Here is an 18686-nt window from a genome sequence, read left to right as displayed (position 1 = left end):
CAAAGCGATCGGATCAAAAAGGCGAGCCACCATGATAGCCAAAAGAGATATCTTTAACGTGGTTAAATTCGGTCGATTGATCGACGCTTCTGGTGATGCAGAAGCGCAGCGTTCAACCGGGCCGCCCCCCTGGCACAACCACCTATGAAGCCGAGCCGGCACTGGCCTTCGGCCAAGCGGTGCGTGCTGCCCGCTTGGCGCAGGGAGTCGCTCAGGATGAATTCGCGTCCATGGCTGGTATAGCTCGCTCGCATATGGGCAAGATCGAGCGTGGGGAGCACATGCCCACGCTCGCATTGATACTGAAAATCTCCGCTGCCCTCAGCATAAGTGCGGCAGAGCTGATGAGTGCAACGGAACGCAATCTTCGTGCCGATGCCCAATCTTAAGTGGTGCGGTCCGTTGCGTCAGTCGCTCGAAGGGTCCCGGAGGCGGTCGATAAATCGCATCAGCGAAGCCGATGAGTTGCTGCTTTCGAGTCGAAGCAGGTAGGTGGTGATCACGGCTGTATCCAGCGCCAATGGACGGATCACCACGTCCGGTCGCTGGCTGACCGGAATCTTGGTCGCCGTCATGAAGCCCACGCCGTAGCCGGCACCGACCAAGGTGAGCATCATGTCCAGCGAGGAAACCTCCTCAACGACATTCAGTTTGTGTTCCTGGGTCTGCAGGAGGCGCGCCAACTCGCGGCAGTAGCCTTCGCACACCTGGGGATCGCACAGGACAAGAGGATGCCCCCGGAGTTCATGGAGTGGAACCTCCTTGTGGACGAGCAGTGCGTGCCGGGCTGGCAAGGCGACCACCAGCGGGTCCTGCCAGATAGGTTCGGCGACGATGCCATCACCGACGTCGGCGGTATGAGCGAATCCGATGCAGAAGTCGCCCGAGCGCAGGCCGCGCAACTGCTCGGCCAAAGGCACTTCGGACATCCGTATCTCGATCTCGGGTTCTTCGGCACGGCAACGGGCTAGAAACGCCGACAGCCGGGGATCGAGCGCGCCGTCGGATACGGCGATGCGCAGGCTGCCTCGCAAGCCCGCCGCGACAGCCTTGACGTTCTCGCGGGCCTGCTCCAGGACGGTGAATAGCCGGCGAGTGTCCTGCAGGAACACGGCACCCGCAGCGGTCAGTCGGGTGCCCCGGCGGTCCCGGTCGAAGAGCACAGCGCCTAACTCGTCCTCAAGCTCCTTGATGGCGCGGGACAGAGGAGGTTGCTCAATGTGAAGACGCTCAGCCGCCCGTGTGAAATGAAGTTCTTCGGCCAAAACGATAAAGCAACGCAGGTGCCGCAGTTCCATGAGCAATGTTCCTATTCAGGCGCTGACGACCTCCTTCTGTTTGCTCCACGCGATGCAGGTTGAAAACTTCTTTTAAGCGATGTTTTTTCATATGTTCTTGAGCATGAGATGTAGGCGTTCAACTTTTCCAAACGAGAGGCCGGGCTGTGTTTGACCGAGCATTCAAGAGCCCTGTTTATCCACGGCGCTAAGGTTCAATCTTTACAATGTCCCCAATGCCTTGTACGTATGCGAGTGCATAGGCCATCTCTCCAGAGGTTTGCGCATGCAAAAACATCAATGGTTGTCCGCGTGTTATCTCGTCACCTAAGCGCACCTGCAATTGAATCCCTGCGGCTGGACTCTCAGGCGCACCGGCCAATTTGGCTAAACGAGAAAGCTTACGGTTGTCGATGTGTACTGCTCGGCCTGAAGTGGTTGCCAAAAGCGGTTCGACATAGAGAGCTTGGGGCGGCTCACGAAATCCCCCCTGAGCCGCGCAGATTCTCTGAAATTTTTCCCACGCGCGGCCACTGCTGATCGTCTCATGAGCCAACCGAAGTCCCTCCCCTTCTTTGGCGACGCCGCCAAGCTCAAGCACCGCGCCCGCCACCAACGCCACGCGGTCACATAGGTCTTGCGGCGCATCCGCCTCGTTGCGCAATACGGCCAACACGTCGCGCGCCTCCAACGCCGGGCCGATACCTCTGCCGACAGGCTGATTCCCGTCTGTAAACAGGCAACGCAATACAAGGCCAAATGACGCGGCGACTTCCGAAAGGTGATGCGCAAGATGCTCGGCAGTTTCCCGGCTGCGGACTTTTGCGGTTGGCCCAACCGGAATATCGATCACGATGTGGGTCGCCCCTGCTGCAATCTTCTTGGATAACACCGAGGCAATCAGTTGTCCTTGCGTGTCGATATCCAGTTCACGCTCAATACGCACGAAGATGTCGTCCGCGGGGCTGAGGTGCATCGCGCCGCCCCACGCCACGCATCCACCCTCTTTCTCCACGACCTTTCTGAGCGTATCCAGGTCCAGGTCTACAGGAGCCAGCGTTTCCATGGTGTCCGCGGTGCCAGCGGGAGAGGTGATGGCGCGTGATGAGGTCTTGGGCATCACCAATCCATTGGCTGCGGCGATGGCAACCACCAACGGCGTGGTGCGATTTCCCGGTAATCCGCCCACGCAATGCTTGTCCACAACAATCGGAGCCTGCCATTGCAGGTGATCCCCGACATCGACCATCGCACGGGTGAGATGGATGGTCTCTTGCATATCCAGAGGCAGTACCGCCGTTGCGGTCAGGAAGGCCGAAAGTGCGACATCGGTATAGCGACCATCGACCACATCACGGACGATCGCCTGCAACTCCGTCGTTTGCAGTCGGTGGCCGTGAATTCGCGCACGCACGGCCGACAACGATTCGAGCAGCGGAGGATGCCGAACCTGCACAAGATCGCCCTCATGAATGTCCAGGGCATCCCAGGCGGCCTCGGACAGAGCGATCTGTCCGGTTTTGAGCAGATCGCTGTCGATTTGGTACAGTAGCGCTTGCACAGTGCGGTCGCCGGCAATGATCAGTACCTGTGACCGCGGTGCCAGCCCTTCGGCACGGCAGACATGGCAATCGGTACGCATCAAGACGACGGGTTGATGCTGGGCATGCAGTCGCATGCGCAATGCTTGCAAGGCGGGTGTCTGGGGCGTGATGCGGGCACTCACAGGGCGAACTCCTGGTTTTGCATGGGCACCGATGCGTGCCAATTGAGTTCGCGCTGGATACGTTCGCGCAGCGCCTCAGAGGCATCAGATTCACCGTGAACAATGAACACTCTTTCCGGCGCCTTGGTAAAGCCGCGCAGCCATCGCATCAGCTCATCGCTGTCGGCATGAGCCGACAACATCGCAAGCTCGGCGACCTCTGCCTTGATCGGCATCCAGCGTCCATGGATCTTGACTTCGCGAGCGCCCTCAAGCAGCTTGCGCCCGCGCGTACCTGCTGCTTGGAATCCAGAGAACAGCAGCGTGTTCTGATGGCTACCGCCAAACGCTTCTATGTGATGCAGCACGCGGCCGCCGGTGGCCATGCCGCTGGCGGAAATAATCACCTTGGGGTATCGATTCGCCGATAGCGCCTTGGACTCTTCAACGTCGCGCACGTATGTGACTTCTGAGAATGCCGTCTCGAAATCGTGTTGAGCGAGCTTGTGGTCGTCGGCATGGCGGTGCAGCAGCGCAGTTGCGCTGGTGGCCATGGGACTGTCCAGATAGACGGGCACGTTGCGGAGCCGACCGCGCTGTCGCAACAGCCATAGGTCATAGATCAACGACTGCGCGCGTCCTACGGCAAAAGCGGGAATCACTACGGTGCCTCCGCGGCGAGTCGTACGCTCGATGATGTCGCCTAGCGCTTCGACGGCATCGGAACGGTCATGATGACGATTGCCATAGGTGGACTCGATGATGATGTAGTCCGCTTCCGTGACGGGTTCAGGATCAGGCATGACCGCATCGTCATAGCGGCCCAGGTCGCCGGAGAACACCAAACGCTTGCCGCCGATGTCGATCTGCGCCGTCGCCGCTCCAAGAATGTGGCCGGCCCTGCGTAGAACCAGGCGTGCACCGCCCGGCAATACCGTCTCCTGATGCAGTGGCACGGGCTTGAACTGCAAGAGCGTGCGTTCGGCATCTCGGACCCGATACAGGGCAAGGGCTGGCTTGTGCTTGGAAAATCCCTTCCGGTTGGCGAACTCGGCATCCTTCTCCTGCAACCAAGCACTGTCGAGCAGGATGAGTTCGGCGACGTCCCGTGTGGCTGGCGTCGAGAAAATCTTCCCGCGGAACCCGTTCAGCACCAATCGGGGGAGATATCCACAATGATCCAGGTGCGCGTGCGTCAGTACAACCGCATCGATGTCCTTGGACTCAACGACAAGATGCTGCCAGTTCAGCTCGCGCAGGTTCTTCAGTCCTTGGAAAAGTCCGCAGTCGATCAGGATGCGGGTACTGCCATATGTGATCAGGTGTTTGGAGCCGGTGACGGTACCGGCACCGCCCAGGCTGGTCAGTGAGAGCATGAAGTTGTCTCCTCGCTTGTTGGTGGGTTGTGAAATCAGGAGCTGGCGCGGTCACTGCGGACCGTGTCAGAACCACTTGAAATTCACGCGTCGGTCGCGGCAGCAGCAGCCTGCGAACTGTTCCAGCCGGTCACTTGCGCAGCGGCATAGATGGCATCCACCCAGGTGCATCGATTGGCGATCAGCATTCCAGCCACATCGAGGGTGCCGCCGTGGTTGATGTAGCCCAAAGCCCGCGTCTTCGAAGGGCCGCTGTCAATGCGGCGAAGCACGCCCAGCATCGGCTCAGGGCGGGTATGGCTTATCAACACGCGCGGCAGGTGAGGCGGGAAGAGCGCTTGCAGGGATTCGTCACCGAGCACGAAGGCGGCCTCAAGTTCGTCTCGCGGAATGCGTAGACGGCCGGGCTCGACCACCACGGTGATGCACGACGCAAGCCCATGGTGCTCCAGGCGGGCATGGGCTTTGAGCGCTTCCTCCAACTGGTAGGCGCCAATCGCTACGAATTGCAGTTGTGCGGTGGACGGATCGCCGGCTACATGGGCTGCTCCATGCTCGATCAGCGATTGAGCCGCGGCGGCACTGAAGTGATTCGGCGTGTCGCGCTTGGAGACCACCACACAAGCCACTTGGCCGCGGCTGGCGTAGACCGCTCGCAACGCGGCGCACGCCGTGTTTTCATCCACCGGGAACAACACGCGTGCGGTGTCCGACATCTCCCCCAGCAATGCTTCGCCAATGGTCGGGTCCTGGTGTGACTGCTCGTTCTTGCTGTTCTCCCAGGTGTGGGATGTGACGATCAGCGGGACGGAGATCCAGCCTGGCGGCTGGCCCAGCTCCTTCTGCCGACGCGCGAAGATGATCTCCTGGCGCATCAATCCAAGCATCTTGACCGCGAATGCCTCGTAGCTGACGATCAGGTTCAGCCCCCCTTTGTTGGCGAGGGCGGCGGCCGCAACGGCTTCTTCATTGAGTGCGGTGACCACCGAGCCATCCGTCGATTCCGGGACGCCGGGTTCGGGCACGTTGACGCGGTGCTTGAGCAGCGCCAGAGTGGCCCCCATCTTGTTGCTGGCCAGTTCGTCGGGATTGCCGATCCGGATGCGCAACTGTGGATTTGCCTGCACCAGCTCCACGAACCAACGGTCCAGTGCGGACATGGCGCTGCCCGATACCTCCGTTGGCGCCCAGGCCGGCATCGGCAGATGAGGGCTCGCTGGATGGCGTAGGGCCATGGGGTGCTCGCTTTCGCGCGAGCGCTGGCTCTGGCCGTGATTCGCAAGGACGGTGAGCGCGTTTTCCAGTTCGCTCTCGGGCACGAACAGCGCCGCAGCCCCTGCGTTGAAGGCCTCGCGTGCCTGCGCATCCTCGCGCGGATTGCCGTTCAGCGGCAGGTTGTGGGCGGCATTGGTCGCCGCGCCCGGGAAGCCAAAACCTTTCTCCGTCTCGGCGATCACGTAGGGCAGCTTGACCGGATAGCGCCGATCCGAGCGTGCGGCGAAGGCGCTCAGCGTGTCTTCGGCTTCAACAATGGCCCATGCGATCGCCATCGGATCACGTCCATCAACGATGACGGGATCGAAGCCGTTGTGGCGCAGATCTTCGGCCAGCCAGGTAGCGCCACCTTCCTGCACGATCTGGGTGCGCTGCTCGATGCGCCGTCCGTTGAGAATCATGACCGGGATGGCGAAGCCGCAGTCCTCGGCGCGCCACCAGCGCGGCGCCCAGTCCGAGCCACGGTGTTCCTCGAAAGCGCCATCACTGAGGAATGCCACCAGGCTTTCTCCCGGCAACGGCGTGTGCACATACTGCAGCCCGGCGAACCCCAGATAGCCGCCTTCGGAGATCGCGCCGGCCGTGTTCGGCCCGGCATGGCTACCCAGCGGTACCGCGGGCCGACCCTGCTTATCGATGGCATAGGAGTAGAAGTCCGCGATCAAACGCGACAGGCCCGCCTCGCTGCGGTCGTAGCGTCCACGCTGGGCGGCGGATACATCGCCGGTCAGTGCGTTCACCGCCTCGATCGCGGCCACGCAGTGCCCCTGCCCCATGAGCCAGCCGCGTGTCGTCCCGGTCAGCGCGTTGGCCAACAGATAACCCACGAAGGCTGGCACCATGTTGAGCGAGCCGCCGGTGTGGCCTTCGGGCGTTTGTTTGAAATCATCGGAGCCCAGTGGGCAGCCGCTTCGGTCGATGCGCCGGGCATAGGTCATATGCGCCACTACGCTCATGGCCGTGCAGGCCACCCGGTCGGCTGCAGCCAGCAGCGCATGGGCCGAGGCTTCGTCTGCTATACGCCTTTGCGCGACCAGACGTTGCACTAGGGCCTGCATACGTTCGATGGTTTCAGACCTGTGCGCGATGGGCCCGTAACCAGCACGCCAATCGGTTGCGAGGTTAGCTTGAGAGGACATTTCAGGTCTCCTTGAAAATAGTTGGATCGATAAAAAGATCAGCCTCGCGGATCGGTTTTCCCGCTAGAGAGAGCGTCGGCAATCAGCGAAGCGAGACCAATCCGGTTGCTCGGATGCGGTACTGCGTCGGTGGACGTAATTCGGGCAAACAACGGTGTCAATTGGGCCCAGGCATCCTCGGCGAACAGGGCATGCACCACTACGCACTCCGGCTTGCGCATTCCTTGCTCGGCGAGCTTGCGCGCCGCGACGGCGAGCGTGCGGCCTGATGATGCGATGTCGTCCACAAGCACCGGCGTTCTGCCGCGCCAGATCGACAGGTCGGGAACATCGATGTCCACGCTGCGATCGCCATGGCGTGTCTTGCGAAGCACAGCGTGCGGTACGCCGATGCGGGACGCGATGGCGCCGGCCCACTGCTCGCTTTCCTCGTCGGGGCCCACGATCAAAGGTTCTTCGACATGATTCGCGATCCAGTCGGCCAGCAGTGGTGCGGCATGCAAGGTGATGGTGGGGATCGTGTAGACCGCTGATAGTGTCGGATAGCGGTGCAGATGCGGATCCACCGTGAGCAGCTTGTCGAAGGTCGATGAGACCAGACGTGCGAAGGACCGCGACGTCACGCTTTCTCCGTCATGGAATCGCTTGTCCTGGCGCATGTAGGCCAGATACGGTGCGATCAGGTTCACCTCTTGCGCGCCAAGTTCGCGCGCCGCGTCAGCGGCAAAAGCCAGAAGCAGGAACTGCGGATCAGGATGGGCCAGCGTGCAAATCACATCCACGATCCGATCGGCAGGTTCGCCATGCAACCGGACATAGCTCTCGCCATCGGGGAATCGGCGCGTTTCGATGCGGCCGGCTTCGCTGCCGCATGCCTGCGCGATGCCGCGGGCCAGATCTTCATTGCCGGGTAGGGCCAGGGTGAGTCGTTGCATCCATTTATCTCCTTATTTGTTGTCCTTGGTCTCTTATCGAGCGCGGGTGCCTTATCGTTCAGCTCGCTGTGTTCACCTTGCCAACTGGCTAATGACGACGGCATTGGCAGTACTGCGTCGACGTGGTAGCTCCACAAGCAACCAGGCTCTTGTCATGAACAGCAACAGAGTGGCTTGCATGGCGTTCAAGGAATCGATCTGCATCAGAATCGCCGTCCTACGGTGATCGTTCCGTAGACCGGGATTTCCTTTTGTCCACGAAATTCGCGGGTGCGGTGGTAGCGGGCTATCGCGATGCGCCAGTTGCCCTGAGTCATCGCGATGCCATAGCCCACATCGGCCACGAATGGCCGTTTATCAACACTATGACTGGACTTGAACGTATTGCCGTCCAACGTGATGTCGTGCAAAACCCAGCGACCGTCGAGTGCCACGAACAGGTGCCCGTTCCAGTTGCTGCCAGCGGTCTTACGCACGGGCGAGGTGTTTTCTCCAGCCGGGCGCAGCGGTGCGGTGCCTAAGTCGTCCGGCAGGCGTAGGCCATAGCGCAGTTCTCCGCCGACATTCGCGTAGGTGGCGAAATTGCCCAAGCTGCCGCCCCAGTGGCGGGTCAGATCCCAACCCCAACCGCTGACGTTTTCTTGCCTGATGACTCGTGTTCGGCGTTCGTGGAGCAACTGCAGCACGGGTTCGTCGCGCAGTTGATGTCTCCAGCCATTGAATCTGTCCACTCCGACGGTGTCATGCCACCAGTTCTGGACTTGCCTGGCCTGGGAGGAGGGCCCCACCACCCCCACGCGGAGTTGCGAAGTGCGCAGCGTATCGCCCCGCCTCGCGTTATAGCCAAGGCTCAACATCAAGGCGCCCGCGAAAGGACGATCATCCTTGATGAGATCGCTGCGCGTTTTGTCGTTCGGGGTGTACATCATCTGCCCGAAGCCGATGGTCATGTTCTGTTCGTCGAAGCCTTGGGGTTGGAGCATCGTGAGAAAGCGATTCAGCCCACGGACGAGACGCGGTAGACAAGGGTCATCGCTATAGTCCACGAGGTTGGGGGAAACCCAACTGGCGAGAAACCCGTTGGAGTACCCTTGGTCTTGTCCAATGCCGCCGAACATGTCGTTGTCGATCCGCAGATTGAGCGTTCCCGTTGAGCGCAGCGGGTTGTCCTGGTGGCAGGACTGGGCCTGTGCGGAGGCGCTCAGCAATAGCAGCAGCAAGGGGGCTGCGACTTTCAGCCTCCATTCAGTTTGGTCGGTGGACTGAACCTTCGTCACGCTGGCGTGCCACCCTGCCCAGGGGTTGCAGTCGCAATGACCGATTGGGGCTGGCGCACCAGCATCACCGGAACTGGTGCGATGCGAGCGAGCTGCTCTGCATCGCTTCCCATCAGCAGCCTGTCCACGCCCCGGCGTCCGTGAGTACCCAACACCACCAACTCGCATTGAGTGGTCAGTGCCTGCTGAGCGATGAGCACCGAGACGCGCTCGCCCTTGCTTTCCAGAAGGACGGTCTCAACCGCCAGGCCTTCCTGCCTCAGCCGCAGCGCCGCCTCGTCCAGCAGCTTCTGCCCGGCCGCCAGGAAGCCCGGCCTCACTTCTTCAATATAGATCCTCGGCCTCTCGAAGCCGTTGCTGTGCTTCATCTCCTCGATGACGTGCAGCAAGACGATGGTTGCGCCATTCAGGCGTGCCAGCACCGCAGCGTGGTGGAGCGCCAAATCGGCAGTAGGACTTCCGTCGAGCGGAACCAGGATTCTTGAGTACATGAATGTCTCCAGTTATCAGAGTAGAACGGGATGACGAACAGATATTGCGTATACCGTGTCGCAATAGCGGACGCGGGATACGCTTATTCAGTTGCGTACATATTCCCCTGGGGCGTCGCAAACAGTGGGGTATCCACTGGATTCAGCACCTATGAGCGGAGGCGCAACAACATCACCGGAACGCTCTCGCAGCCACGCCGACCATGCGGGCCACCAGGAATCCGGATGCGTCTGCATCGTCGCTTGCCACTCATCCGGCGCCATGTATCCATCACCGGCCGCGCGGGTATGGATTTGATATTGGCGGTTACCTCGGCCGGGCTCGCTCACGATGCCGCCGTTGTGTCCTCCAGTGGTCAGCACGAAAGTCAGCTCGGCCGAAGACAGGAGATGCAGCTTGTAAACCGAGCGCCAAGGCGCAATATGATCCGAGGCAGTGCCGACGCAAAACACCGGTACAGCGATGTCTCCCACTGAAACGGGGCGACCCGTGACGGGATAACGCCCCGCGCTGAGATCGTTATTCAGGTAAAGGCGTCGGAGATACTGCGAATGCATCTTCGCGGGGAGGCGAGTCCCATCGGCATTCCAAGCCATCAGGTCGGTCATTGCCCGGCGATCGCCCAATAGGTATTCGTCAATCATGCGAGACCATATGAGATCGTAGGAACGCAGTAGCTGAAAAGCTCCGCTCATCTGGTCGGAGGTCAAATAACCGGTTTGAGCCATGCTGGCTTCCAACAGCGCCACTTGACTCTCGTTGATGAAAAGACTCAGCTCGCCCGGTTCGCTGAAGTCCGTCTGTGCGGCAAGCAGGCTTACCGACACCAGCCGCGTATCGCCATCACGCGCCATGGCTGAAGCACCAATGGCCAGTAGCGTTCCGCCCAGGCAATAACCAGCCGCGTGGACTCCATGCCCGGGGACGACGGAAGTCACAGCGTCCAGCGCTGCATGCAGGCCGAACTCCAGGTACTCATCCATGCCCAAATCTCGATCCTCAGCATCCGGATTTCTCCAGGAGATGCAAAAAACCGTATGCCCTTGCGCAACCAGATACCGTATCAGCGAGTTATGCGGTGACAGATCCAGTACGTAGTACTTCATGATCCAGGCAGGAATGATCAGGATCGGTTCGGGATGGACTTTCTCGGTAGTGGGCGTGTACTGAATCAGTTCGATCAGTCGATTTCTCAGAACGACTTTTCCTTCCGTGACCGCTACGTCGCGCCCAACGACGAAGTTCTCCGTTCCCGCGGGAGGCTGGCCGGATAGTTGCCGACGCAAGTCGTCGAGAAAGTTGGACGTCCCCCGCGCTAGATTGGCGCCTTGCTCTGCGATGGTTCTTTTCAGGACAACGGGGTTGAAAACCGCAGCGTTGGCGGGCGAAAGCATTTCCAGCCACTGTTTGGCGCCAAACGCCAGCAGGCGTTGGTGTTTCGGATCCACTCCCCACACCCCCTGCGTGGCCTGCTCCCACCATTTGGTCTGATTGACGAATGAACTGCGGAAAAGGTCGTAGGGCCATTGATCCCATGCAGGATCGTTGAAGCGGCGGTCATTGACAGGTGACCGGTCAGGAGCGGTGGCTCCCCGGTCCGGGTTGGCCGGATTCTTCTTCAATACGGCCATCCATTGCTCGGACAGGGAGGCTGCAAACGCCAAAAGCTCGGCTTGCTTGCCAGGACTGTTTGCTAAATGGCTCGCCCAGTCCACCCACGCGAGCAACGATGTCTCCGGCGAAATAGACGACCAAGCCTGTGCCCAAGCGACATGGGCATCCCCATCCAACTTCGGATTGATGGCTGAGTCGATATTGCCGTTCTTTTTATTCGTCAAAGCGTATTACCTCTATTTCTGCACAAGTAGAAAGAGCCCCTTGCTTGAAAACGGGAGTCGATTGCGATTTCCTGGGCGACGACGCCTCGCCAGCGCGTCAGCGATGTATCCATCTGCCAGCTCGCTCCGCTGTTTCGCTTCGCCTAACCGGCCATCAGGCTGATTACCAGTGCGTTCGCAATATCGATGACGAACCCACATACCAAGGGCACCACAATGAACGCCTCGCGCGCAGCGCCATGCTCCCGAGTGACCGCCGTCATGTTGGCGATGGCGGTGGCGGTAGATCCCAGCGCGATTCCGCCGAAACCGGCGCACATCACTGCGGCTTGGTAATCCCTGCCCATTGCCCGAAAAACGATCAGAAGCACGAATGCGATGACCAGGATGATCTGCACCAGCATTGCCACGGTGATGAAGGCAAGTACAGGCTGCAGCTCCCAGAGTCTGAGGCCCATCAGCGCCATGGTCAGAAACAGGCCCAATGACATGTCGGAGATCAAAGCGATGCCCGGCTGCATGCTCGGCCAGTTCCATAGACGCCCGCGCCCACTCGGCCTCATCCAGTCGGCCACCATGCGCAGGAGAATTCCGGCCAGCAGGCAGCCCACAAAGGCGGGCAGCGTGACGGGGGTACGCGCTACCAAGGCATTGATTCCGTATCCCAGCATCAAGGCCAAGTTGAGCCAGAGCAATGCCAGCAGCACGCCGTAGTAGTCCAGGCGGGCATGCTGCTCATTGCTGTGCAGCGTGCCAATTTCCAGGGCGCTGTCTCCGGCTTGAAGCCGATGCCTGTGCATGAGCAGGCTTGCGATCGGGCCGCCGATGGTGCAGGCCGCGATCAGGCCGATCATGTTCGCTGCCAATCCCAGTTCCTGCGCTTGCGCAATGCCGAGGTTGTGAACGAAGTGATCGGACCAGGCCAAGGTGGTGCCCACGCCTCCTGTCAGGGAAATCGATCCCACCATCAGCCCGGTGCGCGGATCCAGGCCGAAGGCGCGTGCCATCTCCATCCCGGCCAGGTTCTGCAGCACCATGAACCCGATGGCCAACCCCGACAGGATCAGCAAGGGCCGTCCACCATGGCGCAGCGTGCGGGCGTCGGTACCCAGGCCAATGGCCGCAAAGAAGTACAGCAGCAGCGCGTCACGCGCTTCGAGATCGAAACTGATGACGATCCCCGCACCGTAGTACAGGGCGAAGACAACCAGGGCGCAGGCCAAGCCGCCCACCAGGGATTCCGGGATGCTGTATCGACGCAAGATGCCCCAACGCGCAACCAAGCCCTTGCCCACGAACAACAGCAGGATGGCGAGCGTGAATCCATGGAAGGCATCGATCGTCATCGCGCCTTCTCCCTGTCCAGGCAGGACAGTGCGTGGCTGGCGGCTATCCACTCTTCGTTGGTGGGCTCGACCGCCACGGTGACCTGACTGTGATCGCTGGAAATCGTCGCCGCGTGGCTGGCGTTGGCATCGGTATCCAAGGCAATGCCCAAAAAGCCCAGCGCCGCACAGATGCGCTCGCGAATGAACGCATTGTGTTCACCGACACCCGCCGTGAACACCAGCATGTCCAGGCCACCCAGCACGGCGACCAAGGCCCCGATCTCGCGTACGATGCGGCGCACGTAAAGGGCCAGTGCCAAGCGCGCTCGCTCCCCCGTTTCGCCTGCATCGTTCTCGTGTCCGACAATGACGCGCGGCTCGGCCGAGATTCCCGAAACGCCGAGCAGGCCGGACTCGTGATAGAGGACGCGCCCCACTTGCTCCAGTGAGAGCTTCTCGATTTCCATCAGGTAGAGCACCGCACCCGGATCGAGCGCGCCGGTGCGGGTGCCCATCATCAGGCCGTCAAGCGCGGAGAAGCCCATGGTGGTGGCCGCGCTTTTGAGTCCACGCATGGCGCACAGACTGGCGCCACTGCCCAGATGGGCAACGACGGTGCGACCGCGCGCGGCGTCGCCATGGCGTTCGGGCAAGGCCACTGCCATGTACTCATACGACAGGCCGTGAAACCCGTACCGACGCAGACCGCGCTCCCATGCGGCATAGGGCAACGGCAGGACCTTCTCGACCTGGGGCAAAGTGTGGTGGAAGGCCGTGTCGAAGCAGGCCATCTGTGGCAGATCGGGCTGCTCCCGCAGCAGGATCTCCACGGCTTCGAGCGCGAATGGCTGGTGCAGCGGGGCCAGAGGAATGTAGCCCTTGAGGTCGGCCAGGACATTCGCGTCCACGCGCACGGGCATGAAGTATTTACTGCCGCCGTGGACGATACGATGGGCGACCGCACCGATCCGGCGGCCGTCGAGCCGCTGGCTGACACGATCGCGGATGAGGCGCAGTGCGGCGCGATACGGATGTGCCGTGTCCAGTTCGATCGAGAACGGCGCAACTCCGGTCTCTCCGAAATCCGGGTTGGCGCCGCCGATTCCCTGCACCTTGCCATTCCACAATGCCTGACGCGGCAGTGGCGCGGCCGAGGAATCGAACACCGCAAACTTGATGCTGGATGAACCGCAGTTCAGCACAAGGATCAGTCCGTGTTCGCGGCGCCCGGAGCGGGCCATGGTGACGTCCATCAGGTCGTCCTCTCTGCGCGCCGTCCGCGCGACTTCGCCGAGGTGTGCGGGGGTGTCTGCTGTCTCATCGTCTTCAGACTCAGCGCGCCGTGTAGCCGCCATCGGCGATGAGCTGGGTGCCCACAAGGAAGCTGCTTCCTTCCGACAGCAAAAACGCCACGGCATGGGCGATTTCGTCCGATGTACCCAGACGACCGATCGGATGCAGGTCAACGGCCTTCTGGAGGGCCGATTCATCCAGGAAATCCAGGATGGGCGTACGCACGTAACCGGGATGAATCGAATTGATCCGGATTCCCTTGGACGCATAGGCCAGTCCTGCCGAGCGGGTCAGCCCGGTCACGCCATGTTTGGCTGCGACGTACGCAGGGTTCGCTGCGTCGCCCACCACCCCCAGGATGGAGGAGACGTTGACGATGGCGCCGCCTCCCGAGCGCAGGATGGCGGGAATCTGATGGCGCAGGCCATAGAACACGCCGTTCAGGTTGACATCGATCACCCGGCGCCAGGCGGCAGGGTCCAGTTCTCCCGCCGGGCTCTGGTCGCCACCGATACCGGCGTTGTTGACGGCAAAATGAAGGTCGCCGAACGTATCGACCGCGCAGGCCACGGCAGCCTGGACCTCATCGATGCATGCCACGTCGGCCACATTGGCCACGGCTTGGCCGCCATCGGTGTTGATGAGCTTGGCGACGCGCTCGGCATTGTCGGCACTGACATCCGAGACGACGACACTCAAGCCGTTACTCGCAAGAAGTCGCGCGATGGCCTCGCCAATGCCGGATCCTGCACCGGTGACCAGGGCTACGCGGCCAGAAAATGAGTACTTCATAGTGTTTCCTCCAATGGGGTGGATACGTTGCTGATAAGTCGATTCACGGGGGTGACAGCCGATAGTGGTGCGCCAGCATCAGTGCAATCGCGCATGAGGCGATGCGTGTATCGCGCGAGTCGGCGCGGCTGGTCAGAATGACCGGCACTTTCGCTCCGAGGACGATTCCGGCGCTGGCTGCGCCGCCCAGGAATATCAACTGCTTGGCAAGCATGTTGCCGCTCTCCAGGTCAGGCACGACAAGGATGTCGGCCTGCCCGGCGACCTCGGAGACGATCCCCTTGGTGCGCGCAGCGGCGATGGAGATCGCGTTGTCGAAGGCCAACGGCCCGTCGAGCAGGCCGCCAGTGATCTGGCCGCGATCGGCCATCTTGCACAGCGCCGCAGCGTCCAGCGTGGCCGTCATCGTCGGGCTGACCGTCTCGACTGCGGCCAGGATTGCGACCTTGGGTTCGCGCACGCCGATCACCTGCGCCAGCTCGATGGCGTTGCGGATGATGTCTGCCTTCTGTTCCAGAGTCGGGGCGATATTGATCGCTGCATCGGTGACGATGAACGGGCGCGGATAGGCCGGTGTCTGCAACAGGAAGCAATGGCTGACCCGGCGCTTGGTGCGCAACCCCGCTGCTGCCGAAACCAGCGCGGACATCAGTTCGTCGGTGTGCAGGCTCCCTTTCATCAGGGCTTCGACTTCACCTGCGGCTGCCAAGGCGACGGCTTGCTGCGCAGCGGCGTGGCTGTGCGGGACGTCCACAATGGCGACGTCGGCCAGATCCAGCCCGGCCTCGGTGGCGACTGCTTCGAGCCGCCCTCGTGGCCCGACCAGCACCGGCTCGATCAACCCCGCGTGGCGTGCTTCGAGCGCAGCGGACAGACTGGGGGCATCGCAGGGATGGGCGACGGCCACCCGAATCGGTTGCAAGTGCGCGACGTGCGCCAGCAGGCGTTGCAGGCCTGTGTGGCCCTGCGCATCCGGGTGGATTTCCGGCAACGCCGTGCGCGTTCTTTCAATGCGCTCAGTGGGCGCTACGACCTCTACCTGGCCCTGGAAAACCGCCACCCCCTCCTGGCTGGTGCAGGTGCAGTCCAGCGTGACGTGATGGGTGGCCGTGTCTTTGCTGCTCACCTGCATCTGCACGGTCAGCCTGTCGCCGGGCCGAACGGCTCCGAGCAAGCGCAGGTTCTGGCTGACATATTGGGTTCCAGGCCCCGGCAGGCGTGTTCCCAGCACAGCCGAGATCAGGACGTTTGCACAAATGGCCTCGGTGGTGTCCCGCGAGGGCGAAGACACCGAAGATTCCGGATCCACATCATCGCCCGATTGCAGCGCGAACATCTGGATGTCTTGCGGCGAAAACGCGCGTTCGAGGCTGGCGCTGTCGCCAATGGCGATCTCGTCGAAGGTGCGGTTGCGCAAAACCTGCAATGCGTCGGCGGCGCCATCGACCGGTGCGGAGGACGTCGTCATTTGTCTTTCCCTCGCCGTGTTTGACTTGTCCGCGGCGCGGCTGGCGTCTTCGACGCCGTTTTCTTCTGAGGCGCCTTAGGCTTTGGAGAGGATGTCTTGGAGGTCGTGTTTATGGCCGGAGCGGAGGTGTCACTGGCGGAGCTCGGCATGGCTGGCGCCGCATTCGCATCCTCGACCGCAGCGGATGTGCCACTGGCAGAGCGTGGCATGGCGGTTGTCGACTTCGCGTCCACGACCGTAGCGGAGGTATCAGTGGCGGGACTTATCACGGCGGGCGCCGAAGCCGCCTGCGCTTGGCGCTCGGCCTGCTCGAACAAGGTAGAAACCTGTTCCAGCCTGGTTTGTTCTTGTGCGGACAGCACACCGCCGCTGCCAATCACTTGCACGATCATTCCCGCCACCTGGCGGATCTCATCAGGCGCTATGTCGTTCAGCAATCCGGGGATGGCGGACACCGTGGCGTCCTTGTCGAGCCTCATGAGCAAAGCCTGACGACGCACGAGGTGGCGAAAGGCCTGCATGTCGAAGTCGCTGCCCAGGTGGGGACGCACCAGTTGCTCTGCGTGCCGGAAGTGCCGCCCGTCGGCCTCGCCACGCGCGGCCAGCACAAAGAACAGCGCCCGTATGGAGGCTTCGGTGATCCCGCCGCTGTGAATATCCGCTTCGAGCCGTGTCAACTCTTGCGCCAGATACTGGCGATGCTCGGGCGTCTCGCTGGGACGGGGTCGCGGCGGTGCATCGTCGTGCAGGCTCTGTCCAGTCATGGCCTGCACCAGCGGCAGGCTGTACAGCGTGTCAAACGCCTGTGCGTAGATCTGGTCGCGGCAATCACGGAATTGATCCAGCATCTGTTCGACGGCGGTGGAAAACTGCGCCTGCAGTTGCAGGAAAGGGTTGGCCTCGGAGACGGGCTGACGATGGTCGCGCACGTGTTGCGCAGCCTCATGTACTGCGGCGGCGAGCGGATGCCTGTCAGACCACAATTCATAGCCCATGCGCAGCGGATGCAGCGGCTCCAGCCACTTCGCACCCTGGTCCGTGACCAGGGCACGCATCCATGGCTGCACGAAGCTGCGGTAGCAAGCCAGGTTGACCTCGGAGATCCGCGCAACGGCGGCGAACCGGCGATCGTTCTCAGGGTCGGGACGGACGATCTCACGGACTTCATCGATGTTGCTGCGCTGGATCCGAGTCAGGTAGGCGTTCCCGGTCGGCTCGCCTTCCTGCGACCCGTCTGGATTTTCATCGACCAGCATGCGGTGGATACCGGCCGGCAGCACGTCGATGACGTCGATGTTGGCGGCGAACTCTTGGTGCTCTTTACGCCCGACGCTGCCGGAGACGAAGATTCCCAGATGTCCGATGCTGTCATGGGTAGCGTAGACGATGGTCTGGTCATGTCCCAGCACGTCCAGGTCGTTGCGGTACAGGTCGGTGATCCAGCCCAGGGCCTGGGGCGGTGGCGTGATGTTGTCCCCATAGGAGCAGAACACCACGATCGGCGAGCGAATATTGCGCAGGTCGATGCGCACGCCATCGGATGTCATCAGTTGGGCGGTGCTCAGCTTGTTGCCGATGAACAGGTTATCGACGATGTACTGCATCTCCACGTCATTCAGGAAGACGTGGCCGCCCCAGTACTTTTCGAACTGCAAGTAGCGCGGGCCTTCCGTGTCGACATTGGCGTACAGGTTGTACTGTTTGCTCCACAGCGTATTGGCCGGGTCCAGGTTCTCGAAGTTCTGTACCAGCCAGGCGCCGTCGAAGCGGCCGGCGCCCAGATCGCTGGTCAATGCCGTCAACCAGCTACCGCCGGTCAGACCGCCCGCGTAGCGCATCGGCATGTCGCCCGCCCAGTACGACAGTGGCGCGCCGGCCACGATGATCGGCCCGAACAGTTCGGGCCAGACGGCGGCTGCCATCAGGATCTGCCAGCCTGCCTGGCAATTGCCGATGACCGCAGGCTTGCCGCGGCTGTCGGGGTGCAGCTCGCCGACCTTGCGCACGAAGGCCGCTTCGGCGCGCATGACGTCTTCGACGGTCTGGCCGGGAACGGGATCGGGCAGAAAGCCTACGAAGTAGCAGGGATGGCCTGCCTTCAGAGCAGCACCGACCTCGCTATCGGGTTTGAAGCCGCCGATGCCTGGGCCGTGGCCCGCGCGTGGATCGACCACCACGAACGGTCGCTTGTGGGGATCGCTCGTCGTGTCGGCTGGCGGCAGGATACGTACGAGGCCATAGTTGACCGGCTGCGGAAGGTCCAGCCCGGACATGATGACCTCAGAGGCGAAGTCGAGTACGTTCGGCGTCTGCTCCTGCAAATGCTCCTGGTACTGGTTGCCGCGTTGGCGGCGAACGTCGGCATACAGAATGGATCGCTGCCAGGCATCCACTGCATACTCGCTTGCCATCGCCGATAGTCGCAACGGGTCCCACAGCAACTGCCCCCAATCGGCCGCTGGTGATGTCGTGGTGTCTCGATTCATGGCGA

The 18686-nt window shown here is 61.7% G+C and carries 14 protein-coding genes; 1 reads left to right on the top strand and 13 read right to left on the bottom strand.

Annotated features, from left to right (window positions below; genetic code table 11):
- The first annotated feature begins 95 nt into the window (after positions 1 to 95).
- Positions 96 to 389, top strand: coding sequence for a helix-turn-helix domain-containing protein (locus tag V8Z74_RS09790; protein ID WP_003050003.1), 294 nt, complete (start codon positions 96 to 98; stop codon positions 387 to 389).
- 18 nt (positions 390 to 407) lie between these two features.
- On the opposite strand, the gene V8Z74_RS09785 is transcribed toward V8Z74_RS09790, so the two are convergent.
- From V8Z74_RS09785 to V8Z74_RS09725, 13 genes are all read right to left on the bottom strand, one after another.
- Positions 408 to 1298 carry a LysR family transcriptional regulator gene (locus V8Z74_RS09785; protein WP_349709030.1) on the bottom strand — a complete coding sequence of 297 codons (891 nt, stop codon included), beginning with the start codon at positions 1296 to 1298 and terminating at the stop codon, positions 408 to 410.
- 187 nt (positions 1299 to 1485) lie between these two features.
- Positions 1486 to 3003: a thymidine phosphorylase family protein gene (locus V8Z74_RS09780; RefSeq protein ID WP_020307800.1), complete on the bottom strand. Its 1518-nt coding sequence runs from the start codon at positions 3001 to 3003 to the stop codon at positions 1486 to 1488.
- On the bottom strand, positions 3000 to 4358 hold the full coding sequence (locus tag V8Z74_RS09775) for an MBL fold metallo-hydrolase RNA specificity domain-containing protein (protein WP_020307801.1): 1359 nt from the start codon (positions 4356 to 4358) through the stop codon (positions 3000 to 3002). The genes V8Z74_RS09780 and V8Z74_RS09775 overlap by 4 nt, the downstream gene beginning before the upstream one ends.
- Before the next feature lie 83 nt (positions 4359 to 4441).
- Positions 4442 to 6772 (bottom strand): phosphoketolase family protein, encoded by a 2331-nt coding sequence (locus V8Z74_RS09770; RefSeq protein WP_020307802.1) that lies wholly within the window; start codon positions 6770 to 6772, stop codon positions 4442 to 4444.
- 38 nt (positions 6773 to 6810) lie between these two features.
- A complete protein-coding gene (locus V8Z74_RS09765) occupies positions 6811 to 7707 on the bottom strand; it encodes a ribose-phosphate pyrophosphokinase (RefSeq protein WP_003050021.1) in 897 nt (298 codons plus the stop codon).
- A gap of 203 nt (positions 7708 to 7910) precedes the next feature.
- Entirely contained in the window at positions 7911 to 8984 is a 1074-nt protein-coding gene (locus V8Z74_RS09760; protein ID WP_018715726.1) for a lipid A deacylase LpxR family protein, read from the bottom strand.
- Entirely contained in the window at positions 8981 to 9475 is a 495-nt protein-coding gene (locus V8Z74_RS09755; RefSeq protein WP_018715727.1) for a universal stress protein, read from the bottom strand. Before V8Z74_RS09755 ends, V8Z74_RS09760 begins: the two co-directional genes overlap by 4 nt.
- Before the next feature lie 87 nt (positions 9476 to 9562).
- Entirely contained in the window at positions 9563 to 11314 is a 1752-nt protein-coding gene (locus tag V8Z74_RS09750) for a PHA/PHB synthase family protein (RefSeq protein ID WP_020307805.1), read from the bottom strand.
- A gap of 143 nt (positions 11315 to 11457) precedes the next feature.
- The gene (gene gltS / locus V8Z74_RS09745) at positions 11458 to 12660 is read right to left on the bottom strand and encodes a sodium/glutamate symporter (protein WP_349709028.1); all 1203 of its coding nucleotides are present in this window, start codon (positions 12658 to 12660) and stop codon (positions 11458 to 11460) included.
- Positions 12657 to 13895: an acetate/propionate family kinase gene (locus tag V8Z74_RS09740; RefSeq protein WP_349709026.1), complete on the bottom strand. Its 1239-nt coding sequence runs from the start codon at positions 13893 to 13895 to the stop codon at positions 12657 to 12659. The genes gltS and V8Z74_RS09740 overlap by 4 nt, the downstream gene beginning before the upstream one ends.
- A 79-nt stretch (positions 13896 to 13974) precedes the next feature.
- A complete protein-coding gene (locus tag V8Z74_RS09735; RefSeq protein WP_349709025.1) occupies positions 13975 to 14727 on the bottom strand; it encodes an SDR family NAD(P)-dependent oxidoreductase in 753 nt (250 codons plus the stop codon).
- Positions 14728 to 14770: 43 nt separating this feature from the next.
- Positions 14771 to 16195, bottom strand: a complete 1425-nt coding sequence (locus V8Z74_RS09730) for a bifunctional enoyl-CoA hydratase/phosphate acetyltransferase (RefSeq protein ID WP_349709024.1) — start codon at positions 16193 to 16195, stop codon at positions 14771 to 14773.
- The gene (locus V8Z74_RS09725; protein ID WP_502879497.1) at positions 16192 to 18681 is read right to left on the bottom strand and encodes a DUF3141 domain-containing protein; all 2490 of its coding nucleotides are present in this window, start codon (positions 18679 to 18681) and stop codon (positions 16192 to 16194) included. Before V8Z74_RS09725 ends, V8Z74_RS09730 begins: the two co-directional genes overlap by 4 nt.
- Between the last annotated feature and the right edge of the window lie 5 nt (positions 18682 to 18686).

Origin of the sequence: Comamonas sp. w2-DMI, from assembly GCF_040187735.1 — a bacterium.
GTDB lineage: Bacteria > Pseudomonadota > Gammaproteobacteria > Burkholderiales > Burkholderiaceae_C > Comamonas > Comamonas terrae.
Note: the sequence above shows the minus strand (reverse complement) of the source record. Positions and strands in the feature narration are given on the sequence as shown.